Annotated in this window: 26 protein-coding genes; 17 read left to right on the plus strand and 9 right to left on the minus strand. The window is 34.9% G+C overall.

All coding sequences use genetic code 11. From position 1 onward, the window contains the following. Positions 1–57: 57 nt before the first annotated feature. From aroE to ACYQ3X_RS05820, 13 genes are all read left to right on the plus strand, one after another. On the plus strand, positions 58–885 hold the full coding sequence (gene aroE / locus ACYQ3X_RS05760; protein ID WP_460180866.1) for a shikimate dehydrogenase: 828 nt from the start codon (positions 58–60) through the stop codon (positions 883–885). Between the two features lie 25 nt (positions 886–910). Continuing rightward, positions 911–1,849, plus strand: coding sequence for a type IV pilus biogenesis protein PilM (pilM, locus tag ACYQ3X_RS05765; protein WP_460180867.1), 939 nt, complete (start codon positions 911–913; stop codon positions 1,847–1,849). Continuing rightward, the gene (locus ACYQ3X_RS05770; protein WP_460180868.1) at positions 1,846–2,400 is read left to right on the plus strand and encodes a PilN domain-containing protein; all 555 of its coding nucleotides are present in this window, start codon (positions 1,846–1,848) and stop codon (positions 2,398–2,400) included. The genes pilM and ACYQ3X_RS05770 overlap by 4 nt, the downstream gene beginning before the upstream one ends. A gap of 1 nt (position 2,401) precedes the next feature. Then, entirely contained in the window at positions 2,402–2,989 is a 588-nt protein-coding gene (locus tag ACYQ3X_RS05775; protein ID WP_460180869.1) for a type IV pilus inner membrane component PilO, read from the plus strand. Then, positions 2,986–3,468 carry a pilus assembly protein PilP gene (locus ACYQ3X_RS05780; protein WP_460180870.1) on the plus strand — a complete coding sequence of 161 codons (483 nt, stop codon included), beginning with the start codon at positions 2,986–2,988 and terminating at the stop codon, positions 3,466–3,468. Before ACYQ3X_RS05775 ends, ACYQ3X_RS05780 begins: the two co-directional genes overlap by 4 nt. Continuing rightward, positions 3,465–5,459 carry a type IV pilus secretin PilQ gene (gene pilQ / locus ACYQ3X_RS05785; protein ID WP_460180871.1) on the plus strand — a complete coding sequence of 665 codons (1,995 nt, stop codon included), beginning with the start codon at positions 3,465–3,467 and terminating at the stop codon, positions 5,457–5,459. Before ACYQ3X_RS05780 ends, pilQ begins: the two co-directional genes overlap by 4 nt. Further along, positions 5,459–6,103: a response regulator transcription factor gene (locus tag ACYQ3X_RS05790; protein WP_460180872.1), complete on the plus strand. Its 645-nt coding sequence runs from the start codon at positions 5,459–5,461 to the stop codon at positions 6,101–6,103. Before pilQ ends, ACYQ3X_RS05790 begins: the two co-directional genes overlap by 1 nt. Continuing rightward, entirely contained in the window at positions 6,100–6,906 is an 807-nt protein-coding gene (locus tag ACYQ3X_RS05795) for a histidine kinase (protein WP_460180873.1), read from the plus strand. Before ACYQ3X_RS05790 ends, ACYQ3X_RS05795 begins: the two co-directional genes overlap by 4 nt. A 125-nt stretch (positions 6,907–7,031) precedes the next feature. Continuing rightward, a complete protein-coding gene (locus ACYQ3X_RS05800) occupies positions 7,032–7,469 on the plus strand; it encodes a prepilin-type N-terminal cleavage/methylation domain-containing protein (RefSeq protein ID WP_460180874.1) in 438 nt (145 codons plus the stop codon). A gap of 141 nt (positions 7,470–7,610) precedes the next feature. Further along, positions 7,611–9,503, plus strand: coding sequence for a glycosyltransferase family 117 protein (locus ACYQ3X_RS05805; RefSeq protein ID WP_460180875.1), 1,893 nt, complete (start codon positions 7,611–7,613; stop codon positions 9,501–9,503). Between the two features lie 10 nt (positions 9,504–9,513). Next, positions 9,514–10,116: a hypothetical protein gene (locus tag ACYQ3X_RS05810; protein ID WP_460180876.1), complete on the plus strand. Its 603-nt coding sequence runs from the start codon at positions 9,514–9,516 to the stop codon at positions 10,114–10,116. Between the two features lie 3 nt (positions 10,117–10,119). Continuing rightward, complete coding sequence (locus tag ACYQ3X_RS05815; RefSeq protein WP_460180877.1) at positions 10,120–11,154, plus strand: glycosyltransferase family 9 protein; 1,035 nt, start codon at positions 10,120–10,122, stop codon at positions 11,152–11,154. A gap of 49 nt (positions 11,155–11,203) precedes the next feature. Then, positions 11,204–12,121, plus strand: coding sequence for a histone deacetylase family protein (locus ACYQ3X_RS05820; RefSeq protein ID WP_460180878.1), 918 nt, complete (start codon positions 11,204–11,206; stop codon positions 12,119–12,121). Here the strand turns inward: ACYQ3X_RS05820 and ACYQ3X_RS05825 are convergent. The 9 genes from ACYQ3X_RS05825 to ACYQ3X_RS05865 form a co-directional block, all read right to left on the minus strand. Next, positions 12,118–12,540 (minus strand): PPC domain-containing DNA-binding protein, encoded by a 423-nt coding sequence (locus ACYQ3X_RS05825; RefSeq protein ID WP_460180879.1) that lies wholly within the window; start codon positions 12,538–12,540, stop codon positions 12,118–12,120. The two genes, ACYQ3X_RS05820 and ACYQ3X_RS05825, sit on opposite strands and share 4 nt — an antisense overlap. 1 nt (position 12,541) lies before the next feature. After that, positions 12,542–13,756 (minus strand): methyl-accepting chemotaxis protein, encoded by a 1,215-nt coding sequence (locus ACYQ3X_RS05830; protein WP_460180880.1) that lies wholly within the window; start codon positions 13,754–13,756, stop codon positions 12,542–12,544. 34 nt (positions 13,757–13,790) lie between these two features. Next, on the minus strand, positions 13,791–15,911 hold the full coding sequence (ldhH, locus tag ACYQ3X_RS05835; protein WP_460180881.1) for an L-lactate dehydrogenase (quinone) large subunit LdhH: 2,121 nt from the start codon (positions 15,909–15,911) through the stop codon (positions 13,791–13,793). Positions 15,912–15,921: 10 nt separating this feature from the next. Next, positions 15,922–16,458, minus strand: coding sequence for a LutC/YkgG family protein (locus ACYQ3X_RS05840; protein WP_460180882.1), 537 nt, complete (start codon positions 16,456–16,458; stop codon positions 15,922–15,924). Position 16,459: 1 nt separating this feature from the next. Then, the gene (locus ACYQ3X_RS05845) at positions 16,460–17,755 is read right to left on the minus strand and encodes a (Fe-S)-binding protein (protein ID WP_460180883.1); all 1,296 of its coding nucleotides are present in this window, start codon (positions 17,753–17,755) and stop codon (positions 16,460–16,462) included. Between the two features lies 1 nt (position 17,756). Beyond that, complete coding sequence (locus ACYQ3X_RS05850) at positions 17,757–19,148, minus strand: FAD-binding oxidoreductase (protein WP_460180884.1); 1,392 nt, start codon at positions 19,146–19,148, stop codon at positions 17,757–17,759. Beyond that, positions 19,145–20,914, minus strand: a complete 1,770-nt coding sequence (locus tag ACYQ3X_RS05855; protein WP_460180885.1) for an L-lactate permease — start codon at positions 20,912–20,914, stop codon at positions 19,145–19,147. The genes ACYQ3X_RS05850 and ACYQ3X_RS05855 overlap by 4 nt, the downstream gene beginning before the upstream one ends. 93 nt (positions 20,915–21,007) lie before the next feature. Beyond that, a complete protein-coding gene (argF, locus tag ACYQ3X_RS05860) occupies positions 21,008–21,907 on the minus strand; it encodes an ornithine carbamoyltransferase (RefSeq protein ID WP_460180886.1) in 900 nt (299 codons plus the stop codon). Then, positions 21,904–23,109: an acetylornithine transaminase gene (locus ACYQ3X_RS05865; RefSeq protein ID WP_460180887.1), complete on the minus strand. Its 1,206-nt coding sequence runs from the start codon at positions 23,107–23,109 to the stop codon at positions 21,904–21,906. The genes argF and ACYQ3X_RS05865 overlap by 4 nt, the downstream gene beginning before the upstream one ends. Positions 23,110–23,160: 51 nt before the next feature. On the opposite strand from ACYQ3X_RS05865, the gene ACYQ3X_RS05870 reads away from it, so the two are divergent. From ACYQ3X_RS05870 to ACYQ3X_RS05885, 4 genes are read left to right on the plus strand one after another with little or no spacing between them, the layout of a single operon-like run. Then, entirely contained in the window at positions 23,161–23,709 is a 549-nt protein-coding gene (locus tag ACYQ3X_RS05870) for a 5-formyltetrahydrofolate cyclo-ligase (RefSeq protein WP_460180888.1), read from the plus strand. After that, entirely contained in the window at positions 23,702–24,265 is a 564-nt protein-coding gene (gene folE / locus ACYQ3X_RS05875) for a GTP cyclohydrolase I FolE (RefSeq protein ID WP_460180889.1), read from the plus strand. Before ACYQ3X_RS05870 ends, folE begins: the two co-directional genes overlap by 8 nt. Then, positions 24,266–25,123 carry a bifunctional methylenetetrahydrofolate dehydrogenase/methenyltetrahydrofolate cyclohydrolase FolD gene (gene folD, locus ACYQ3X_RS05880; RefSeq protein ID WP_460180890.1) on the plus strand — a complete coding sequence of 286 codons (858 nt, stop codon included), beginning with the start codon at positions 24,266–24,268 and terminating at the stop codon, positions 25,121–25,123. It begins immediately after the preceding gene. Next, positions 25,120–25,767: a methylenetetrahydrofolate reductase C-terminal domain-containing protein gene (locus ACYQ3X_RS05885; RefSeq protein WP_460180891.1), complete on the plus strand. Its 648-nt coding sequence runs from the start codon at positions 25,120–25,122 to the stop codon at positions 25,765–25,767. Before folD ends, ACYQ3X_RS05885 begins: the two co-directional genes overlap by 4 nt.

The raw sequence follows: 25,767 nt of genomic DNA on the forward strand, positions 1-25,767 counted from the left end.
TTTAAATTGAGGGCAATTGTTCCCCAAAATTTTTCACTTTTTGTTAAAATACTTACCATGATTACTGGAAAAACAAGAATAATCGGAATATTTGGTGATCCTGTTGAGCATACTCTTTCTCCTTTGATTCATAATGAAGCTTTTCAATATCTTGGACTTGACTACTGTTATGTGCCATTTCATGTAAAAAAAGAATATTTAAAAGATGCTGTCTTTGCCATCAAAGCCTTAAATATAAAGGGTGTGAATATAACAGTTCCACATAAAGAGGCAGTAATTAAATATCTTGATGAAGTTTCAGATGAAGCTGAATATATTGGAGCAGTCAATACGGTTTTAAACAATGAAGGATGTTTAAAAGGTTTCAATACAGATGCACAGGGCTTTGTTTTATCACTCAAGGATGAAGGAGTTAGCATTGGAGGTAAGAATTTTCTTATTCTCGGTGCAGGAGGTGCTGCAAAAGCCATAGTTTACGGAGTTTTAAAAGAAGGAGGCAAAGTCTACATCTACAATAGAACCCTCTCTAAGGCATTGGCAATAAAAGAAAGATTTAGTAGTTTAGGATTTATAGAAGTTGTAAGCACTATTGACAAATCTATTACTGAAAAAATGGAAGTAATAGTAAATGCCACTTCTCTTGGTTTGAAAAAGAACGATCCTATGCCTTTAATCCCAGAACTTCTGTCATCAAAGCATATTTACTGTGACATTGTTTATCCTGAAACTTCTTTAATGAAGGAAGCAGAAAACATTGGATGTAAAGTTATTGGAGGTATTGGAATGCTACTGTGGCAAGCTGTATATGCTTTTCAGATATGGACTTCAATTCAAGCTCCTGTTGAAATTATGAAAAAAACTCTGAATAAACTATTGACAAAATAATAATTTTTTAGTATAAAACTTAAAAATGATTCTTGGCATAGAAATAGAACCTTCTTGTATCAGGGCTGCTTATATAGGGAAAAAGTATGAACTTACTGAATGGGAAAGCTTTGAACTTCCAGAGGGAGCAATTGGACCTGAAGGAATAGTTGACGTTGACAGTGTTATAAAAACCCTTATAAAAATTCCACCAAGATTTAATATGAAAAATCCAAAAGCAGCCTTTGCAGTTTCAGGACCTGCTTACACTGCAGTAAGAATAATTCAGGTTCCTTTTATTGATAAAGATGAAATTGCTTTAAATCTTCCTATGGAGCTTGACAAATACATTCCATTTAATGTGAAGGAAGTATACTATGACTTTCACATAGTTGAAGAACTAAAAGATAAAAACTTAACCGAGATTCTTGTGGCAGTGGCAAACAAGCAGATAGTCAATGAATATATTAATATCTTTGAAAAAGCAGGCATAAGTTGTCAGGTTGTAGATATTGAAGCTTTGGCCCTATTTAATGTGTATGAATTAAATTACAGAGAAATGGATACCTCTCTCATTGTAAATGTAGGAGAAAATGTTATTAACTTCATTATTACCCGAAATAATAAACCTCTTTATGTAAGAGATAGCACGATTACTTTTAAGATTAATATACACGAAGCTCAAGAAGAAGAAATAAGAAGTTTTGCAGATGATGTCTCTACAGAAATCTATAGACAGATTGAATACTTTAAATCTTTCTTAACAGAAATACCAGTAAAAAAGATATATCTTACAGGCTTTCCTGTGAGTTCTTCTTTTTTTGTTTCATCAATTGAAGAAAGACTGGATCAGGAAGTAGTGATATTGAATCCTTTTAAAAAAATCAAAATAAATAAAAAAATTGCATCTAAGATGCATAAATATTTAAATGTATCTGCCATATCAATTGGACTGTCTCTCAGAGGAACGGAGAAGATAAAATGATAAAGATAAATCTTTTACCAAAAAAAGAAGTTAAAAAAACAGGAAAAAAAATTGAGATCAAATTATCAGGAAAGATTGTTAAAAAACTGGCAATTCCCTTAGGTTTGAGTTTAATTGTACTGGTAGTTATTTTTGCTTACTGTGAGATTACAAAATCAGCTCTTGAAAAAGATATTCAGGTACAGAAAAAGACCATTGAAGGGCTTCAGAAAAAAATACAGGAAGTTAAAAAATTTGAAGCAATGAACAAAGATATAGAAGCAAAGGCAAAATTAATTGAAAATCTTAAAAAGATGCAATCAGCACCTGTTAGTATTTTAAGCATTGTGGTAAAAAAACTTCCTGATGGAGTATGGCTTACAGGGCTTACATTTGATGATACAGTTACAGTGGAAGGAATAGGATTTTCAAATCTGAATGTTGTTCAGTTTGTTGATAATCTTAAAGCAACTACAGAGTTACAGGATGTTTATCTCATAGAATCACAACAAACTGAGTTTGAAAAACAGGCTGTTTATAAATTCACTGTAAAATTTAAATTAAAGGTGTGATATGGATTGGGAAGAACTTTCAAAGAGCAAAAGGATTCTTTTAATGATTCTACCATGCCTATTTTTGTTTGTTCTTTTCAGTTCTATCTATTTATTACCAGCCATTGAAACTATTAATAGATTAAACTCTGAAAAAAATAGTTTAAAAGAGGAAATAGACAAAGCCAATATGATTGTTAATAAATATGAAGACTTAAAAGCTTTGAATGAGCAGCTAAAGAAAAAAATGGAGTTTTTAAAAACACTTCTACCAAAGGAAACAGAGGTTTCTGATGTCTTAAAAAAAGTTTCTGAAATAGGATTACAGAAAGGACTGGTTGTAACTTCATGGAAACCAAAAGAAAAAATGCCTCATTCATCAAATGAAGTTTATGAAATTCCTGTTGAAGTATCTATGAGAGGAAAATATCATACATTTGGAACATTTTTCGCTGATATTACAAAAATAGAAAGAATAATCAACATAAAAAAGATGGAGATAAAAAAGGGAGATAAAGATCCGACAATGCTTAATGCAAATTTAACTGCTGTAACTTATTCATTGATACCTGAAGAAGAAAAGAAAAAAATACAACAAAAGAAAAAATGATGGAAAGAAAAAGAATTTTAATTATTACTGGAGCATTAGCATTATTGGCATTTCTGCTGATAAGCGTTTTTTTACTTAACAGAGAGGAAAAACCTCAACAGATAGTAATAAAAACTCCAAAAAAACAACCAATCCAGATAAATCAATCTGATATTGTATTTCCCTCATACAACTATGATGCTCAACAATTAAGAGATCCCTTTGCACCATTAATTGTAAAGAGAGAGGCAAGGAAAAAAGGTGCTTCACCTCTTGAAAGTTATGAAATAGAAGAACTTAAACTTACAGGAATTGCTAAGGATAAAAAAGGTGCTTTAGCACTTCTTCAAGCACCTGATGGAAGATTTTATATTGTAAGAGAAAATGACAGAATAGGATATAGCGGAGGAAAAGTAATTAAGATTTTAAAAGAGAGTATTGAAATCAGAGAAAACAACAAAATTAAATATTTAAAACTAAGAACGGAGGAAGAAAAATGATAAATAAAATTGGTTTTATTTTAATGTTATTATTTCTTCTTATAACAAATGCTCTGGCAGGCGAGATTAGCAACATAATTCCTGAAGGAGACACATTAAAGATAAAGCTTACAGAAAAAACAGAGTTTAATCTTCTTCCATGTGAAGATCCATTTAAAATAAAGATAGAGCTTAAAAATACAAAGCCAGGCATCTTAGATAAAAAAATTTTTTTAAGAGAAGGCATAGTGAGTGAAATTTCATCTCAGGTGAAAGATAACAACACTGAGATAGAACTTCTTCTTAGTGAACCTACCAAACCTGAAATTAAAATGGAAAATAATGTTCTCATTGTTTCTTTCAGCCATCTATCTCAACCTGAACAGGTTAAGACAGCAAAAATTATTGAAATGAAAATGGATGAAACAGAAGAAGGCTTTGAGATATCAATTCAGGCAGACAGTGAACTTCCTGAGCCGTCTTTAAGTAAAGTTGATGATTATATTAATGTGGATTTTCAAGGAGTAATTTTTGATGCAGAAACCGGAGATATTCCTGTTTCTGTAAAAAGACAGGGTGATGAGCTTATATTAAGCTTCTTTTTTGGAAAAGATTTTGATGTTGAGCCTGTTTATCTTGGAGATGAAGTGATTCTCAATGTAAAAACAATTAAAGAACTCAAAATTGCTAAATCAGATGAAAAAAAGCCTATAGATAAAACATTAATTGACAGTGAAAAAACTGTTTCACTTGACCTTCAGGATGCTGACATTGTAGGAGTCTTCAGGCTTCTTGGAGATATAGGAGGATACAATGTTGTTATACATCCTGAGGTAAAAGGCAAAGTAACACTTAAGCTTATAAATGTTCCATGGATACAGGCTATTGATGTAATATGTAAAAGCTTTCAGCTTGAAAAAATCTTTGATGGAAACATAATAAGAATAGCTCCAATTAAGGTCTTTCAGGAAGAGAAAAAGCTTGAAGCAGAAACAAAAGACCTTTTCAAGAAAGCAGAAGAAGAGCAGATTCGTATATTTGTTTTGAAGTATGCTTCTGTTGAGAAAGTAAAAACCACAATTGAGGCATCAAAAATTCTTTCACCAAAAGGTAATATCTCTACTGATGAAAGAACAAGGACTGTGATTGTGAAGGATATTCCCTCAGTGCTAAATCAGGTAGCCTCCCTTATTCAGGATCTTGATAAGCCAACAAGACAGATACTTCTTGAAACAAGAATTGTAGAAATATCAAGCAGTTTCTCAAAAGCTTTAGGATTTGAATGGGGTATTTTTTGGCAGCCTCCTGATACAAGAACAACAATAATGGGTTCAGTAGGAGCATCTACTACAGGAACATTACAAAACCCTTCAATAAATATTGTTGGAGTGCCAGGTGGGGTCACTCCACTTGGAGTAAATTTACCTGCATCAACAGGAAATATCACCTCGCCAACAACTGCATTTACAATCGGTTATCTTAATCCAAGTCAAACATTTGCTCTTGATTTAAGAATTTCAGCACTTCAACAATCTGGAAAAGGTAAAATTATATCAAATCCAAAGGTTATTACCCTTGATAATCAGAAGGCAAAAATAGTTCAGGGAGCAAGTATCCCATATGGAGAGAAAGATGTTCAGAGTGGACAGATTTCAACAAAGTTTAAAGATGTTGCTATAACAGTTGAAGCAACTCCACATCTTATAGATGATAAATCAATGCTTCTTGATGTAAATGTAGTAAAAGAAGATCTTGTGGAATTTGTAAACATTGGAGGAGTTTATGCTCCGAGAACACAAAAAATAGAAGGAAATACGAAGGTTTCTCTGAGAGATGGAGAAACTCTTGTCATAGGTGGAATATACAAAAAAACTGAAAGCACTACAGAATCAAAAGTTCCAGGGCTTGGAGATGTTCCTCTGGTTGGTGAGTTGTTTAAAAGTCGCGGAAGAGATGAAACTCTTTACGAAGTTATGATTTTCATTACTCCAAGAATCCTGAAGTATGAATAATGAGGATTCTTCTCATAGAAGATGATAAAATTCTCGGTGAAACACTTAAGGATTATCTCAAAATTGAAGATATAGAGACTGTATGGCTATGGGATGAAAGGCATCTTCCTAAAATCATCACCAAATACGAGTTTGATGTAATAGTCATTGACCTTATACTAAACTTAAGTTCCGGTGAAGATATAATCGCTACATTGAGAAAAGCAGGCATTAAAACTCCGATTTTAGTGATTACTGCTAAAAAAACTTTAAATGACAAGGAAAAATGTTTCCTTAGAGGAGCTGATGACTATCTTACAAAGCCATTTGAGTTTAAGGAATTTGTCCTCAGGTTAAAAGCATTAAGCAAAAGAAAGCATTTGCCCAGTGTTTTTACAATTGGTAATATTACTGTCAATATTGATGCAAAAACAATTCACAGAGGCAATGAAGAAATAAAAATTTCAAAAAAAGCATGGCAACTTCTTGAACTTCTTCTTAAAAATAGAGGGGAAGTTGTTAGCTCTGAAACAATCCTGAACTATGTATGGCCAGAAAAAGATGTGGGAGATGAAATTGTGAGAGCCTATATTAAAGAACTTAGAAAAATATTACCACCAGACAGCATAATAACCTATCCAGGAAGGGGATACAGAATCAGTTGAAATTCCAGATTAAAATAATCATTGTTTTTTCTATGATTTTAACCATAATTCTCTTTTATATGAATACAGTAGTAATCAGCTTTATGGACTCTTTTAAGGAAGAGTATGCATCTTTGACAGAGAAAGATTTTATTGAACAAAAGATTCAGGAATATGTAAAGAATATATTGCTATGGGAGTTTTTGCTTGTTTTAAGCTTAATGCTCATTTTATACAAAATCATTGAAAGAATGCTTAGACAGGAAAAAGACTATATGGATTTCTTAGAATTAATTCTTTTAACTATCTCTCACAAGTTTGGCAATTTTTTAGCCGCTTATAAGGGCAATATAGAGATTTTAAAAACCAGATATGATGAAAAAGCCATTCAAAGACTTGACAGCAGTTATACCTACATTCAAAATGATTTTTATAAAGTCTTAGAAAGCATAAAGCATTTTAAAAGCTTTTCAGCCAGCAAAGAAAAAATTAATTTAAAGGAGACAGTAGAGAAAAATCTTTCCATGTTTGAGATAAATAGAAAACTTACAATGAATCTAAAAGATGTTTTTATTTATGCAAACAGGCAGATTGTGGATAACATTATTTTTTCGCTTATAGAAAATGCTATTAGATATTCCAGTGAAAAAATTCATATAAGACTGTCAAGATTCTGTTTTGCAGTAAGAAATGATATCTCAGAAAAAGAAAAAGGCTCTGGCGTTGGTTTAAAAATTACAGAGGCTCTTGCAAAAAAACAGGGATTTAAACTAAAATACCGAGCAAAGGAGAATAAATTTATAGTAGTTTTAAAATTCACATAATTTTCACAACATTTGATTAAGTTTTGTTTATAATTTTCATAAAAGGCTTCTTTGAAGCCTGAAAAAATCTTAAGGGTCCCCAAAAACTCTACGAGTTTTTGGGGTGTCGCAGAGGAGGTTTAATTATGAAAAGACTATTTTTAAAAGACCAGAAAGGCTTCACATTGATTGAACTACTAATCGTCATCGCAATTATTGCAATCCTTGCTTCAATTGCTATTCCCCAGTATATGAAGTATCAGCAAAAAGCAAAGGTATCCTCCTATGCAGAACCAATGGCAAGGGCATGCATGATGGATGCTGCTGCATACTGCGTTGAAAATCCTGATACTTCAGGAAGCGGCTATACTATTCCTGTTGCAAGTTTAAAAAACTGCTCAACAGCAAATATTCAAATTACAACTCCTGGTGGAAGCGTTATATTAACTGGAAATGATGCTATTACATGTGATTCTACTGGCTCAATTACTACAGGTACTGTAACAGGCTCTTTAGCTGGTGTAACTGCCTATCAAGCATACTGCTCTGTTTCTGCTGGTGGATTTAAGTGTGAAGTTAAATAGCTCTTTTATGGGCAGGTTGGGGCACCCCAAAAAGTCAAAGACTGGGGAACCCCAAAAAATCTACGATTTTTTGGGGACCCCGTTTTGGGGACCCCTTTTATGCCTGCCCTTTTAATTTTATAGCACTCAAAAATCATATAGATGAATTCTAAAAACTTTTTTCTTCCTCTCTTGCTTTTTTTTATTACTGCAATTTACATTTTCTCTCTTCCTCCTATTCTTTCAACAGGTGATGGAGGAGAGCTTATAACAGCATCATACGGGCTTGGCACACCTCATCCATCAGGCTATCCTCTTTATGTTCAGATTGGTAAGCTATTCAGTTTTTTTCCTGTTGGAAACATTGGAATTAGAGTAGAGTTAATCTCAGTATTTTTCTCAATAGTTACACTTTTTCTTGTATACTTCATTATTTTTAAAGTTTCAGAACAGAACCAGGAAGCATTTTTTGCTGCCATTGCATCAGTCATTTTTCTTGCCCTTTCCTATTCATACTTTGGACAGAGCATTGTGGCAAAGTTTTACACTCTAAACTCCTTTCTTGTTATGCTTTTACTTTTTTGCGGGATAAAGTTAAATGGATATGACAGGAGAATTCAATTTCTTGCATCCTTTATTCTCGGACTTACTCTTTCCTCTCATCATACAGGATTTATGATGATTATACCTCTTAGTGTTCTTGGATTTTTTTATTTCAGGAATTTTTTAAGAAATCTTCCATTGAGTTTTCTCTTTTTCTTACTGGGTTTTTCAGTGAATCTTTATTTCTTTATCAGAGACATGAAGGGAACTCTCTTCAGCATGATACCTGTTACAAATCTGGATTCTTTCATAAAGGTTTTTTTAAGAAAAAACTACGGAGCAGGTTCATCAATTGATGTTACAGCTTCAGGCTTTGCTAATTTTTATGGATACTTCTATGCTTTTAAAAACTACTTTTATCTTATTGAAAAAAATTTTACCTTGTTTTCCATACCTTTTTTCATTTTGGGAGCTGTATGGCTTTTTAAAAAATCAAAGAGGCTTTTTATATTTGTTTTAACATCTTTTTTTATCTATTCAATTTTTCTTGCAAAGTTGACATTTTCAATGCAAAATCCTGATGCTCATGAGCTTTATGTGATAGGACATCAATATTTTATACCATCCTTTGCAATTTACTGCATTTTTGTGGGCTGGGGGCTTTGTTTTATCTATAGTTTTTTTGAAAAATATGGTCTCAATTTTCTTAAAAGAATTGTTCCAGTTATTGTAGTTTTTTTCCCTTTACTAATGATATTTGACAGGCTTACTGATCAGTATCAGGGAAAAAACTATGTTCCCTATTCCCACACAAAGGGAATTTTTACATCCCTGCCAGTTGCATCAATTTATATGACCTATGGAGACAATCATGCTTTTCAAGGATGGTATTTAAAGCTTGTTGGAAGATACAGAGAAGATATATGTCACATAGTGCTTGATGATTATAAAACCATGGTCTGGGCACTTCATGGTTGCAAACCATATAGTCTTTACAGAGGGCTTTTCCCTGAGTTTTTCGGTGGAAATTTAATAGATCTCACGGAAAAATACAGATATTACTCAATTGTTGCTTTATCGGAAAAACATCCCCTTTATACAGTGGTTAACAGTTATCCTTATTTTTACACATTCATTTATTTGGGAAAATCATCAAATAAGAGGAATTTTGATGAATTCTTCAGGGAAAGAATGAAAAAAATTGAGCCCTTTTTAAACTATGAAGATTGCCTTGCTCATAGAACAGACGATCTTTACACACTTCAATTATGTAATTTTTCTACAATTGGATATCTCAGTATTGCAAAGGCATATGAAAATCTCTCTAAAAAAGACATAGCAGAAATTTTATTTGACCATCAATTAAACTATGGAGATTTTACAGCACCCTTTAAAATGAAGCTTAAGATTGACATTGAAAATGAAAAATATCTCAACATTTACAATGCTGTTAAAAAATACAATAAAATAGATAAATTTTACCTATCAAGGCAAAAAGATGAAAAGGATTAGCTTGATATTTTTGGCAGTAGTTTTAACAATGCTTTTAATTTTTTACCTGAGACTTCTTTTACAGCAAAAAGAGTTTATTACTCAGGCAAAACAGACTGACAGTCCCATAAAAGCAATCACTTATTATGAAAGAGTTATTCTTTCTTATATTCCATTAAGCCCCTACAATAGGGAAGCTGTAGATGGAATTCTTGAGCAGTGTAAAAAAGTTAATGATCAGGAACAAAAACTTTACTGTTATGAAACATTAAGAAGTGCTCTTTATCAGGTAAGAAGCTTTTATCAGCCTTATAAAGAGGAAATTAAAAGAGTTGAACCATTAATTGCAGAACTCAAGACATATGAGATGATTCAGTGGAAGTATAATAATTTTTCAAAAAAGGACTATCAGCGTCTTTATAATTATCATATTGAAATCCTTCGGTATGATGGTTCTCCATCTCTGTTATGGAGCATGGTGTGTGTTTTTTCTCTTTTTGCATGGATTGGTTGTGTTTGCTTGATGGTTTTTAAAGGATTTGAAACTCCTTTAAATAAAAGATACCTCATATGGGGATTTGCAGGTTTTGTATTGTTTTTCAGCCTCTGGATTATAGGCCTCTATAGTGCATAAGCCATGAAGATTCTTATTTTGCCACTTTATGGAATAGGTGATACTTTGATGACAACTCCAGCAATTGAGGTCCTTAAAAAATCCATTGATTGCAGGATTGTCAATATATGCATGTTTAAGACTACATATGAGATTCTTAAAAATAATCCATTCATTGATGAACTTATTTATTTTCCCTTTTTAAATCAGGGAATTTTTAATTCATTAAAATTCATTTTTTCTCTTGAAAAATTTGACTGTGCAATAAATTTTTATCCTTCAAATAGAAAGCAGTATAACATATTGAGCTTTCTTACTAGAGCAAAAATCAGAATAGGACATAGATACTTCAAAAAAAATCTAAGGGAACTCAACTTTCTTAAAAACAGAACTTTAAAGGAAGACCTTGAGCTACATAATGTGGAGGAAAATCTCAGACTTCTTGAGCTTCTGGGAATAAAAACATATGAGACTGCAGAAATGAAGATTTATCTTGATGAAAAGGAGATTGAACAGGGAGAGGCATTTGTAAATGCTTCATCTAAAAAGGCAATCAAGGTGGGTATTCATACAGGAACAAGCAGTTTTAAGGGACACAGGTTAAGAAGATGGCAAAAGGAAAAATTTCTGGAACTTATAAACAGTCTGCCAGATTTTGATTTTTTCCTCTTTGGCACAATGGAAGAAAAGCAAGAAAATGAATTCATACTCAACAATGCAAAGTACGGTAATCTAATTATTGTTCAGAATAAAGCTATTCGTGAAGTTGCATCAATCATTGCTCATCTTAATGCATTTGTTTCAAATGATTCAGGACTTATGCATCTTGCTGCTTCAGTAAAAGTGCCTGTTGTAGCAATTTTTGGTCCTACAAACCCAAAATGGGTTTATCCATGGGGTGTAAAACACAGGATAGTAAGAGTTAAACTAAATTGTTCTCCCTGTTTTTATTACTCTCCAGAACCTTTGAAATGTAAATCCAGACTTAATTTTAAATGCTTAAAAGATATTGATGTTTCAATGGTCAAATCAGCATTGAATTCCTTAATTGAACTTTAAATTATCAACATTCTTGACTTTCACTAAAATAAGAAGCTATCATTTTTGTATGGATAAAAAAATTGCATTTATTTATGATGAGATTTTCTTAAAACATGAGACTCCTTCAGGTCATCCTGAGTCAAAGGATAGACTTATTGCAATTGTGAATCATCTTAAAAAGGAGGGAATATGGGATAGGCTAATTCACATTAAACCGAGAAAAGCAACTGAAGAAGAGCTTTCTCTGGTTCATGAACCTCACTATATTGAGCGAATAAAAAATTCTCCACCAGGTTATCTTGATCCTGATACTTATATCAGTGAATACAGCTATGAAGTTGCCTGTCATGCAGTAGGTGCTGTGCTGGATGCTGTTGATGGAGTTTTAAATAAAGATTTTGATGGAGCATTTTGTGCAGTAAGACCACCTGGACATCATGCTGAGATGGATGCTGCCATGGGATTTTGCATTTTCAATAATGTTGCTGTTGGTGCAGCCTATGCAAAAACAAAAGGAATTAAAAAGATTTTTATAATTGACATTGATGTTCATCATGGAAATGGAACTCAGCATATATTTGAAGATGACTGTTCTGTATTTTACTTTAGCTCCCACCAGTTTCCTTTTTATCCCGGCACTGGTAGAGAGCTTGAAAGAGGAAGGGGTGCAGGAGAAGGATGCACTTACAATGTGCCTCTAAGGTCTGGCTCAGGAACTAAAGAGTATATGACTGTTTTTCAAGATATACTTCCGCAGAAAATAAGAGAGACAAAACCTGAACTTATTCTTGTTTCAGCAGGTTATGATATGCATAAAGATGACCCAATGAGCTATATAAATGTTTCAACTGAGGGTGTAAGAAGTATAATCAGAAGCATTCTCAGGTGTTCTTATTCTCCCAAAATTTTCGTTCTTGAAGGTGGTTATAATCTCCAGTCTCTTGCAGAATGTGTCAGAGTAACCATTGAAGAAATAATTAATTAATTTTTCCATAAAAATAGCCCTGTTTCTTCATCAAAATCCCTGATAAAAGAATTACCCTCCAGTTCTATGATCTCAAATTCAAAAGCAAAAACTTCCGCTTCATAAAGATGTCCGCCAATACATGAAAAATCCTCTTTTGAAAGAATAATATGAATGTGTGCAAAAGGTTCAGCATCTTTAACTGAAATATTACCTTTTAGTGAGAGTATTTCCATTGGTTCGTTAAATTCCTGAGAGATATATTTTTTTTCTTTCTGATCATAATAGCCTATCCTAACTTTTTTAACAGCTCCTATTCCATTTATTAACCCACAGGTTATTGCATTTTCTTTCAATAACTTTATGATACTTGATACAATCTCCTCACCCATAAAAAGTCTGCCCTGTAAAACTCTTTTAATGCTGAATTTTTTGATCATCCTATTCCTCCTTTATAGCCTTATGAATTCCTATAGCAATATTTAAATCTTTGCCGAGTTTTTTAATCTCAGATGCTGATTGAGAGCTCTGTTCCACTGCAGTAGCAATCTCTTTTATTCCTTCTGCTATGCTGCTTATGTCTTGTGTAATGTGATCTGTTACTGAGCTCATCTCCTCTGTACCTGAGGCAATCTGCTGTATCATGCTCTGTAGTTCCTCTGCTTTCTTTAATATATCACCAAGTATCTGTGCTGATTTCTCACTTAGTTCAACTCCACTTACCACCTTCTTTGTGGCATCCTCCATTGAACCCTCTGCTACATTAACCTCTGTCTGTATCCCCCTTATCATCTCTGCTATCTCATCTGTTGCCTTTGCTGTCCTTTCTGCAAGTTTACGAACTTCATCAGCTACAACTGCAAATCCTCTGCCTTGCTCTCCTGCTCTTGCTGCCTCTATTGCTGCATTCAATGCAAGAAGATTTGTCTGATCTGCTATATCTTTAATTACAGTTACAATCTCTCCAATCTGACGGGAACGGTCTCCTAAGACATTTATAACTTCTGAAAGTTTCTGTATTGCACCCTCTATTAGTTTTATCTCATTAGCTGTCTTAAGTGTCATATCTCTTCCATCTTTTGCTACACTGGCTGTTGTAACAGAAACCTCTGCTATCTGTGAGGCATTTTTTGCTATGTCAACTACTGTCTGGCTCATCTCCTCTGCAGCAGAGGCAATCTGACTTGCACGCTCTGTCTGGGATTTAAGATTTCGGGATATCTCCTCTGTGGTTGCGCTCAGTTGTTCGCTTGATGATGCAAGGGCATCAGATATTCTTTTTGATTCTGCAAAAAATTTTCTGCGTTTTAGAATAATTTCCTGTAAAATCTGGCAGGCTTCACCGAGTTCATCTCTGCAGTAGGCATTAATATCCACCGTAAAATCTCCTTTGTTAAGAGTAGCAAGAACTGACTTAAGTTCTATCGCTGACTTTCTAATAGATTGAGAAATGTAAATGGCAAGGGGAAATCCAATTACTATTGTAAACAAAGCAATTCCTATAATTAAAATGCAGATTGTTTTTATTGTGTTTAAATTCAATGATTGAATCTGAACAAAAGCGGCTGTGCTTAAAACTGCAATTAAAATAAAAGAAAGAATTGCAATTCCAAAGACAATACCAAGTTTTTTACCAATTGAGAGATTTCTGAACATATACTTCCTCCAGTTGTTTTATATTATAAATCTCTCATTTAATTCTTTCAGCAAGAACTTCCAATGAGTGTTTTACTTCTATCTGAAGTCCTTCTTTATCAATTCCTCCTCTTATTTGCATCACACAGCCAGGGCAATCTGTACAAACAAGTTTTGTCTCTGTTTTTTTGATATTTTCAAGCTTTCTCCTCAAAATTGTGCCTGATATTTCAGGGAATTTCAGTGAATAACTTCCACCCATTCCACAGCATGTATCAGATTCAAACATTTCAATAAGTTTAAGCCCTGCTGAAATAAGATTTTCTCTTGGTTCCTGATATATATTAAGGCTTCTTATAAGATGACAGGGATCATGATATGTGAAAGTGATTTCAGAAAGTTCTTTAAATTTAATTACGCCATCCTTTATAAGCTTATTGATTAACTCAGAGGCATCAAATACTTTTTCCGCAAGCCTTTTAGCTGAGCTTATTAATTTTTCATCATAGTTCTGTTCTTTTAAATCCTTCACAAATTGCTTTTTAAGTGCCACGGTGCATGTTGGACAGGCAGATACAACATAATCTGCATCAACACTTAAAAGTGCCTCTACATTCTGTTTTGAATTGTTTGCTGCTACATCCATCACTCCTGAGTATCTTGCAGGTGCACCACAACATGTTTGCTCATCTGGAAACAGAACTTCTATGTCTGCAGCATTAAGTAGCTTAACAAGGGCTTCTCCAATTTCAGGATAGGCAAAATCAATAAGGCAGCCAGCAAAAAATGCTACTTTCTTTTGAGATCTGGGTTGATTAATCTTTTTAAACCTATCCCTGAAAGGAACATCAGCAATAGCAGGTAGACTTCTTTCCTGAGTTAACTCAGACAAAAAGAAGGGTAGATGCCTTATAAATCCGCTCTTTTCAAAAGGTTTTTGAAGTTTTGATGCTGCTTTTAATATGGAATGAAATAGCTTTCTGTTATTTACCACAGAATATATTGCTCTTGTTTTAAAGCTCAATCCCTCTTCTTTAGCAAGTCTTTTCCTTATCTCCAGGATTAGTTCTGGAATATTTATCTTACCAGGACACACCTTAACACAGTTTCCACATTGAATACAGAGTCCCTGAATATCTTTTGAAGCTCTGAGTCCCTCAGTCCATGCTGTAAGTATTGTTCCAATTCCACCTGTATAAACTTTTCCAAAAACATGTCCGCCAATAATTCTGAATACAGGACATACATTGAGACAGGAGGCACAGCGTATGCACTGCAGAGTTTGTTTAAAAATCGGGTCTTTTGCTATGGCACTGCGGTTGTTGTCAAACAGTATTATGTGAAACTCTTTCTGTGAACCATCTATATGAGTATAGGGTTTGCTAACAAAGGAAATATAGCTTGTTATAAGCTGGGCAGTTGCACTTCTTGGAAGAGCTTTTATAATTGGAAATATATCTTCTATTTTTGCAACAAGTTTTTCAACACCAACCACAGCCACATGAATTTTAGGTAAAGTCATTGTAAGACGGGCATTACCTTCATTGGTAAATATAACAATCGTTCCTGTTTCTGCAATAGCTATATTTGCTCCTGTAATACCCATATCTGCTGCAAGAAATTTTCTTCTTAAATGTTTTCTTGCGAATTTCACCATCTGGGCAATGTCTGGTTCAACAGGTTCAACTTTCTTTGTAAAAACATCGGAAACATCATATCTTGTAAGATGTATAGCAGGTAGCACCATGTGAGAAGGTCTCTGACCTGCAAGCTGAATAATCCATTCTCCCAGGTCTGTTTCATCAACTTCAATGCCTTCTTGTCTTAGATACTTATTAAGATGGATCTCCTCTGTTGCCATTGATTTTGATTTAACAATGCTTTTTACATTGTTTTTCTTTGCCAGTTCAATTATGTAGTTTCTCACCTCATCAGGGCTTTTTGTATAGAAAACCTTTGCTCCATTTGCCTGGACAGATTTAATAAAAGTCTGCACAACTTCATCAAGATGCTCTGCCACATAAGCTTTGGCAGAGGCTATTTTTTCTCTTATTTCCTCAAAATCAAGCCCCTCATAGGCTTTACGCCTGCTTACAGCATAGGCTTCTGAAAACCTTGTTAATGCTCCTCCAAGGTTTGCATTGGATAAAGCTTTTCTAATCTCCTCCTTGATCACCTATGACCTCCTAAAAATTATCAACACAAAGAATAATAACTCTTTCAGGTCCATGTACTCCGATTGTAAGAACTCTCTCTATATCAGCGGTTCTGCTTGGACCACTTATTACTGTCATATAAGGAATTTTGTTAATTTCAATTTGTTTAAACACTGACTCCATGTCAGGTAAAATTTTCTTCATTGGAAGCACTGCTATATGAATTTCAGGCAAAGTAGAACAGAGTCTCTTAAAGACATTCTCTGATATTTCAACAAGGCTTCCTGTCTCTGCAATTCCAAAATCAGCCTGATTTATCCCTATTTTTGCTGATGTTGCTGAATGAAGATCTATATTGAACTCAATCTGAGGGAGTTCTTTTTGTAATGTATCTTTATCAACTCCTTCAAGAAATTCTGAGTCACACCATGCTACTGCCTTTGAGATTTTATTCGGAGCATTCTGTTTAATAAAATCCTTTATGAAATCAAGAGCCTCTGCTTTAGTGTTAAATTTGTGTACTTCTGCATTTATTGCCTCTGCTTTTTGTTTAAAAAGCTCAAACACATTATTCCTCCTCTTTTTTATATGCCTTAGCCAGTAAATTAACTGTATGTAAAACTTTACAATTTCCATTCCATCTTCGGATTCCTTCAAAAAGCTCCATCATGCAGGCAGGACATCCTGTACAAACCACATCTGCCTGAGTCTGTTTTATATCCTCAATCTTAACCTGAGCAATTTTTAAAGCAGTATCAGCATGAGTTAAATGATAACTGCCTCCACTGCCGCAGCAGGCATCGGGTTTTTTCATCTCAATTAGTATAACTCCGGGAATCATCTTAAGTAGCTGTCTTGGCTCATTAAATACTTTCATTGATTTCTTAAGATGACAGGGATCATGATAGGTAACTTTAAGCTCCAATTTTCCTTTTGGTGGCTCAAATTTAATAATTTTAAGAAGAAATGTTGATATATCGTAAACTCTTTCAGCCCATTTTTTTGCTTTTTCCTCATACTCTGTTCCTTCAAGAATTATCGGATATTCGTGTTTAATAGCACTTCCACAGGAACCGCAGACTGTTACAATGTATTGAGCATCTGTTTTTTCAAATATCTCAAGATTTTTCTTGGCAAGCTGTCTTGCTGTTTCAATATCTCCGTGAACCATCACAGGCATTCCGCAACAGTTCTGGTTTTTTGGTGTAATTGTTTTAACTTTGTTTTTCCTTAAAACAAAGAGTAAATCTTCTCCCACATCAGGATAAAAATAGTTAACAGAGCAGCCTGTAAAAAATATTACAGTTGCCTGTGGATTTTCTACATCCATAACTTCAAAAACCTTATCCCTGAAGCTTTCTTTGCTGAGTTCTGGTAAAATAAAATCTTTATCAAATCTCTTTCCAAACTGTTTTAAGAATCCTTTTGGGGCACGGGTTTTCTCTCCTTCTTTTGTAAGAAATAATCCTTGCATTGCAGCAAAGGCTTTCATCCCTTTGTCAAAAAGCTCTGGATTTTTGAGTAATCCAAAAAGTGCTTTTTTAATAAAGGGAATTCCTTTTTTTCTTGCTATTGCAGCTCTCAATCCGAGAATGATTCTGTCAAAGCGAACTCCAGATGGACATGCCATCATGCAGGATTTACAGACAAGGCAGTTAAAAATAAGTTTCACAAGGGTTTCATCGTCTATGTTAATTTTATCCTCAAGAACAGCCTCTCCAAGAGCAATTTTTCCACGGGCAACAGAGGACTCCTTTCTTTCCACATTGTAAATAGGACATGAGGACATACAGTTTCCACATTTCATACATCTGAGCAGCTCTTTTTTTAAAGTTTCTATGTCATCAAAGACTGTCTTAGTCACTTTACTCCTCCAGAGGAACAAGCTTTCCAGGATTTAATATATTGTCAGGATCAAGTGCCTGCTTGATTCTGCGCATTGTTTCAACACCTGAGCGTCCAATTTCGTTTTTAAGATACTTGAGCTTTGCCACTCCAATTCCGTGCTCTCCAGAAAGAGTTCCACCATAAGACAGTGCCACTTCAAATATTTCATCAACTGCTTTATGAAGCCTTTCCATCTCATCCTTATTAAGGGGATCTATCAGAATGGTTGGATGAAGATTACCATCACCTGCATGACCAAATGTTCCAATCATTAAATTGTATTTTTTTGCAATTTTTTGAATTGAAACCAGCATCTCAACAATCTTTGTTCTTGGAACAGTGGCATCTTCAAGCACTGTTGCAGGCTTTACCTGCGCAAGGGCTGGTAATGCTGCTCTACGGGCTGCCCATAGAGAGTCTCTCTCAGCATCAGTTTCTGCAATTTTATATTTACCATTGTTCTGTTTTATTATTTCAACACATTTTTCCGCTTCCCACTCAACAGAATCCTTACCCATACCATCAACTTCTATGAGTAACAAAGCTTCTACATCAGTGGGAAGCCCGACTTTTGCATAGTTTTCAACAGTCTGAATGGTAACTCTGTCCATTATTTCAAGAGTAGCAGGAATAACATGGGAACGCACAATATCTGTAACTGTTTTTCCAGCATCTTCAAGTTTATCAAAGAATGCAATCATTGATTTACGATATTTTGGTGCAGGAATGAGTTTACATATTATTTCAGTGATAATTCCAAGAGTTCCTTCAGATCCAACAAAAAGACTTGTGAAATCATAGGCTGTAACATTTTTTACTGTTTTTCCACCATAACGGAAAATCTCTCCTGTTGGAAGCACCACTTCCATTCCCATTATATAATGCTTTGTAACTCCGTATTTTAACCCACGAAGTCCTCCAGAGTTTTCAGCAACTGAGCCACCTACTGTGGCAGTAGTCATAGAACCAGGATCTGGTGGATAAAGAAGTCCGTATTTTGCAACAGCGTTATTTAAATCCGCGATAATAACCCCAGGCTGAACAGTTGCAGTGAGATTATCTGGGTCAATCTCCAGAATTCTATTCATTTTTTGAAAAGAAACGACAACTCCCTTGCTGAGAGGCACAGGTCCTCCACTGAGACAGGTTCCTGCACCTCTTGGATATATGGGTGTTTTTGTTTGCCTTGCGAGAAATATGAGTTCCTGAATTTGTTTTTTATTTTCAGGAAAAACAACCACCCCGGGAATCTCCCGAGGAATCCCGGGGGTGGCATCATAGCTGTAAGTTATTAGTTCTGCTTTGTCAGTGAGAACATTTTCATGACCGAAAATGTTTCTACACTTATTTATGAAATTGCTATCAATCATTTTACAGCTCCTTTTTTACCTGCTACTCTTGATAGAATAACTATAAAGATAGATACTGCAAAAGTTATCATAAGATAGTTAAGTCCCTCTGTAGAAGGAGTTCCTGCTGCTGGCTTTGCTGCCTGGGCAGCTGCCTGTACAACCTGTTCCCACTGAGGAATCATCCATGTAAATACATATGCCTGAAGCATTGCAATAATACCCATGAGGAAGGTAAGTATTATAGAGTGTTTGAGAGTAAATCTAAAGATATCACCTTCATGCCCAACATATCCAGTTGCTGCAGTTGCTACTGCTATTGACTGTGGTGAGATCATTTTTCCGAAAACACCACCTGAAGAGTTTGTGGCAACAGTGAGCACAGGGTCTATTCCAATCTGACGGGCAGTAACTTCCTGAAGCTTTCCAAATAGTGCGTTTGATGAAGTATCTGAACCAGTCATGAAAACTCCAAGCCAGCCAAGAAATGCTGCAAAGAATGGGAAAATTACTCCAGTTGATGCAAAGGCATAACCAAGAGTAATTGCCATTCCTGAGAAGTTATAAAGATAGGCAAATCCAAGAATTGTTCCAATTGTTATAATAGGCCACTTAAGCTGATTAAGAGTTCTTCCAGCAACTTTGAGTGCTGTTCCAATTGATGCTCCCATTACTGGAATTGAAAGAATTCCTGCAAAAAGAATTGCGGTTCCTGCTGCTGAGAGAATATTAAAGACATATACAGCAGCTTTAGGTTTTCCAAGATGATCTATTACTGCTTTGTCAAGACCTGTGATTGGGAATTTAAATGTAGCAATTTGATCAAGATAAGCTTTTACTGGCTTTATACCCCATGCAGCAACAAATATTGAAAGAAGAATAAAAGGTGCCCATGCACGGAATACCTGTCCTGCAGTAAATTCAAGTTTTGCTCTTCCTGTTGCTGCTGCTTCATGTTCAAATGTCCAGGATTCCTTTGGATGCCATATTTTAGCAAATATTACTGTTGCAATAATAGAAACAATGGATGAAAGAATGTCTGGTAGATAGGGACCAATATAATTGGATACTAAAAACTGTGTTAATGCAAAAGAACCACCACTTACTAAAAGAATAGGCCAGATTTCAACAGCTTTTTTCCATCCAGCCATAACAACTGCCATATAAAATGGAACAATGATACTGAAAAATGGAAGCTGTCTTCCAACCATCTTACTCATTGCCATCATGTCAACTCCAGAGACTGCAGAACCGACAACAATAGGAATTCCAATTGCACCGAAAGCAACAGGTGCTGTGTTTGCAATAAGGCAGATACCTGCAGCATAAATTGGATTGAATCCCAATCCTGCAAGCATGGCAGCTGAAATTGCCACAGGTGTTCCAAATCCTGCAGCACCCTCAAGAAATGCACCAAAAGAATAAGCAATAATTACTGCCTGAACTCTTCTGTCATCGGAGATTGCAGCAAGTGAGTTCTTGATTACTTCAAACTGTTTTGTTTCAACGGAAAGATTGTAGATATAAACTGCTGTAACAACAATCCAGCAAACAGGCCACAGACCAAAAAGAAAACCATTAAAAACTGAAAGTGCAGAAAGATTCACTGGCATGCCATAAGCAACAATTGAGATTAAAACAGCAATAGCTACAGCTGAGATTGCTGCCCAGTGCCCTTTCATTCTTTTGTAAGCAAGTGCCCAGAATAGATAAAGAATAGGCACTGCCGCAACCAGAGCACTCAAGGCAAGACTACCCAATGGATTAATGTCCATTTTCCATGGCATAGTTTAACCTCCTTAAAAAAGTTTTTAATAAATTATCCACAATTGAAAAAAAGCTGTAAATCAGAAAAATCTTACAGAGTTGTAGGAAAATTCCTACATGGTGAGCAAAAATTCAAGAATTGCCTTTGAAGTATGAAGTCTGTTTTCTGCCTGATCAAGGACAACACTCTGAGGTCCATCAAGCACTTCATCAGTAATTTCTTCTCCTCTGTGAGCTGGTAGACAGTGCATAATGATGGCATCTGGTTTTGCTTTTTTTAATAGCTCTTTGTTTACCTGAAAATTTCTTAGTTTTCTCTTCTTTTCAATATTTTCTTCTTCACCCATGCTAAGCCATACATCAGTATATATTGCATCAGCCATTTTAACAGCCTCTTCTGGATTGTTAAAGATCTTGACTTCAGTGTAAGATCTTGCTTTTTCAATTACTTCTTCTGAAGGTTCAAAACCTTCAGGCGTTGCCACATGAATTTTCACTTCTGTTAAAGCACTTGCTTCAATTAAAGAGTTTGCCACATTGTTGCCGTCTCCCAAATAGGCAAGCTTGATTCCTTCAAAACTTCCCTTTTTTTCAAAAATTGTCATCATATCTGCCATTGCCTGACAGGGATGATGTTCATCTGTTAAAGCATTTATCACTGGAACAGTTGACCACTTCGCAAACTCTTCAACTATGCTATGAGAAAATGTTCTGATTACTATGCAGTCAAGATATCTTGAAAGCACTTCTGCAGTGTCTTTTATTGTTTCTCCTCTTGAAAGCTGAAGCTCCTTTGAGCTTAAACATACTGGATGACCGCCAAGCTGATACACTGCAACTTCAAAGGAAACCCTTGTTCTGGTGGATGGTTTTTCAAAAATCATTCCTATACTTTTTCCAATGAGAGGACATTTTGAGAACTCCTTAATTGTTTTAAACTCAACTGCTCTATTTATCAATGAAATAAACTCAGCTCTGGTTAAGTCAAAAACTCTTAGATAATCCCTCTTCACTGTGTAATCTCCCTTAGTGCCTTATCAAAAATAGAAACTGCTTCATCTACATCATCTTTTTCAATTATCAAAGGAGGAGTAAATCTGATAACAGAGCCGTCTCCTGCCAGTCCTGTTAAAAGTCCTTTTTCCATGCATTTTTTAACAACCTGAGTTCCATTCTGTGTTAACTCTATACCAATTAAAAGTCCCATACCTCTTATTTCTTTAATCATTTCTGAATACTTTTCTTTTAATAAATTCAACTTTTTCATGAAATAGTTTGCAATTCGCTGGCAGTAGTCAAGAAGATAACCATCTTCAAGCAATGTCTCAAGAGTTGCCACTGCAGCTGCACAGGCAACAGGATTCCCACCAAATGTGGAAGCATGGGTTTTTGGAGCAAAAGCCTGAGCAATTTCTTCCCTTGCAAGTATTGCTCCAATCGGTATTCCACCACCAAGACCTTTTGCAAGAGTCATTATGTCAGGTTCTATTTCAAAGTGTTCATAAGCAAAGAGTTTACCTGTTCTTCCCATTCCTGTCTGAACCTCATCAAGAATAAGAATGATTTGATGTTTATCGCAAATCTCACGAACTTTTTTAAGATAGCTTTTATCAGGAATATTAACTCCTCCTTCTGCCTGAATCGGTTCAAGAATTACAGCGCAGGTTTTATCTGTAATTGCTTTTTCTATTGCTTCTGCGTCATTAAAGGGAACAAATTTTACTCCAGGCAGTAATGGTTCAAAGCCATGATGATATTTTTCCTGTCCTGTTACACTGAGGCTTCCAAAACTTCTTCCATGGAAAGAATTCTTTGCTGCAATGAATTCGTATCGTTGCTCACCAAATTTATTTTTCATGTATATTCTTGCAAGTTTTAATGCGCCCTCATTTGCTTCAGTTCCAGAATTGCAGAAGAAAACCCTATCTGCAAAGGAGTTTTCAATTAAAATTTTTGCAAGTTTTATCTGAGGCTCTGTGTAGTAAAGATTTGATACATGTATCAATCTCTGCACCTGTTTTTGAACTGCAACTACAACTTTTCTCGGACAGTGTCCAAGCACATTTACAGCAATACCGGCAAGACAATCAATATACTCTTTTCCATTAACATCCCATACTCTTACACCCCTGCCCTTTCTCAAAACAATCGGAAATCTTGTGTATGTTGGCATCAGAAATTTTTCAGTGAAATGTATGATTTCTCTGGCTTCCATAAAGCTTTATGATACCATAAAATAGCCTGTTAATGCTATAATTTTAAATTGATGAAAAAAGAAATCAGAAAAAAAATGCTTGAACTAAGAAACAAAATTGAGCCAGAGTTAAAAACCAGGAAGGATGAAAAGATTGCTTTAAAATTCATTAACTTTTTGAGAGAAAAACATGTGAAATCTGTGCTTCTTTATGCATCCTTTGGAAGTGAAGTTGATACATGGAGAATTTTTGACTACTGTAGGAAACTCTCAATAAAAACTGCTTTCCCAAAGGTAAAGGGAAAAAATTTAGAAATTTACTGGATAAAGGAACGCTCTCAGTTGGCTAAGGGTTACAAATCAATTCTTGAGCCCTGTAATGCTCAAAAGGCTCAGCTTGAAGATATTGAAGTTATTGCTGTTCCTGGATTGGCGTTTGACAAAAACTGCTTTAGAATTGGATATGGCGGAGGATTTTATGATAAACTTCTTTGCAGAAAAAAAGGGATAGCAGCAGGATTAGCATATGAAGAGCAGATATTAGACAAATTACCTGTAGAATCACACGATGTAAAGCTTGATTTAATTATAACTGATGAAAGGGTGATAAACTGTGTTTGACAGAGAAAAAATTAAAAAAGGTGTAAGACTCATTCTTGAGGGAATTGGTGAAAACCCTGAAAGGGAAGGACTCATTGAAACCCCTGAACGTATTGCAAGAATGTGTGAAGAAATCTTTAAAGGGCTTGAACCTCCAGAGGAAGAATTACTCAAATGCATTGAGGGAGCTACTCACGATGAAATGGTTCTTTTAAGAAATATACCTTTTTACTCAATTTGTGAACATCATTTTTTACCGTTTTTTGGATATGCTCATATTGCCTATATTCCAGATGGAAGAATTGTTGGATTGAGTGAACTTCCACGGGCACTGGATTACTTAGCAAAAAAACCACAGGTTCAGGAAAGACTGACTAAAGAACTGGCAGATTTGATAATAGAAAAATTAAAGCCAAAGGGATGTATGGTTGTTATTGAAGCAGAGCACCTGTGCATGAGTATGAGAGGAATAAAAAAACAAGGAGCAAAAACAATTACTTCTGCTGTTAGAGGTATTTTTAGAAAAAGCCAGACAACAAGACAGGAAGCACTTGAATTAATAAACAAGGATAAATAAATGAGTGCAGAGATTATTGATGGAAAACTCCTTGCCAGTAAGATTAAAGAAGAATTAAAAAAAGAGGTTCATAATCTGAAAGACAAAGGTATTAGACCATGCCTTGCTGTTGTGCTTGTTGGTGAGAATAAAGCAAGTCAAAAGTATGTCGCTTTTAAAGAAATGTCCTGCAATGAATTAGATATTGAGAGTATAGTTTACAGACTTCCTGAAAATACTGATGAAGCAAGCTTGATTAAACTAATTGATGAATTAAATGATAATCCTCAGGTTAATGGAATACTTGTTCAGTTACCTCTTCCAAAAAATTTAAATCAACAGAAAATTTTAGAAAAAATAAATCCATTTAAGGATGTTGATGGCTTTACTCCATACTGTCTTGGAAAGCTTTTAATGGATACTCCTCTGTTTATTCCATGCACGCCAAAAGGAGTTTTAAGAATGCTTGATGAATATAAAATCAATTTAGAAGGGAAAAATGCTGTTGTTATTGGAAGAAGTATTATAGTTGGTAAACCTCTTTCTTTGCTTTTATTAAAAAGAAATGCCACAGTTACTGTCTGCCACAGTAAAACAAAAGAGCTTCATGAGATAACAAAAAGAGCTGATATTTTATGTGTTGCCATAGGCAAAGAGAAATTTATCAATGCTTCAATGGTAAAGGAAGGTGCAGTTGTAGTTGACATAGGAATAAATGTGACAGCTAATGGAAAAGTTGCAGGAGATGTTGATTTTAATGAAGTAAAAGAGAAAGCCTCTTACATAACTCCTGTTCCAGGAGGAGTCGGACCAATGACAATAGCAATGCTTATGGAAAACACGGTTTATGCAACAAAGCTTCAGCGAGGTTTATTATGATTATAACCAGAAAAAAGGATCTGAAAGAAATTGAAAAATACATTGAAAATTTTGATAAATTTTTTCTTATTGGATGCTCAGAATGTGCAACTCTGTGCGGAACAGGCAATGAAGAGGCAATTTTAAATTTAAAACAATGGCTTGAAAGCAATAATAAAAAAGTAACAGGTTGGATGATTGCAAAAACAGGCTGTCAGATTCTTGGAACAAAAAGAGAACTTTCTCAATACAGAGACTCTATTGAGGAAGCTCAATGCATAATGGTTTTGTCCTGTGGTGCAGGAACTCAGAGTATTACAGAGCTTTTTGAAGAAAAGCCTGTTATTCCAATAAATGACACTCTTTTTATTGGGAATATGCGCAGATTCAGAGAATTTGAAGAAAGATGTCGTGCCTGTGGTGAATGTTTTCTTGCCATTACAGGAGTTTGCGTTGTAACCCTCTGTCCAAAATCAATGCTTAATGGTCCATGTGGAGGATATAAAGATGGTAAATGTGAGGTGAATCCCATGAGAAAATGTGCATGGATAGCTGCCTATGACATTCTTGAAAAAAGAGGATTCACAGATAAATTCTATGAAAATATCTTAGGTCCAAAGGACTGGTCAAAGGCTAACTCACCAAGAATGGTTAAGGAGAAATAA

It is taken from the genome of Thermodesulfovibrio sp. TK110, assembly GCF_054658355.1.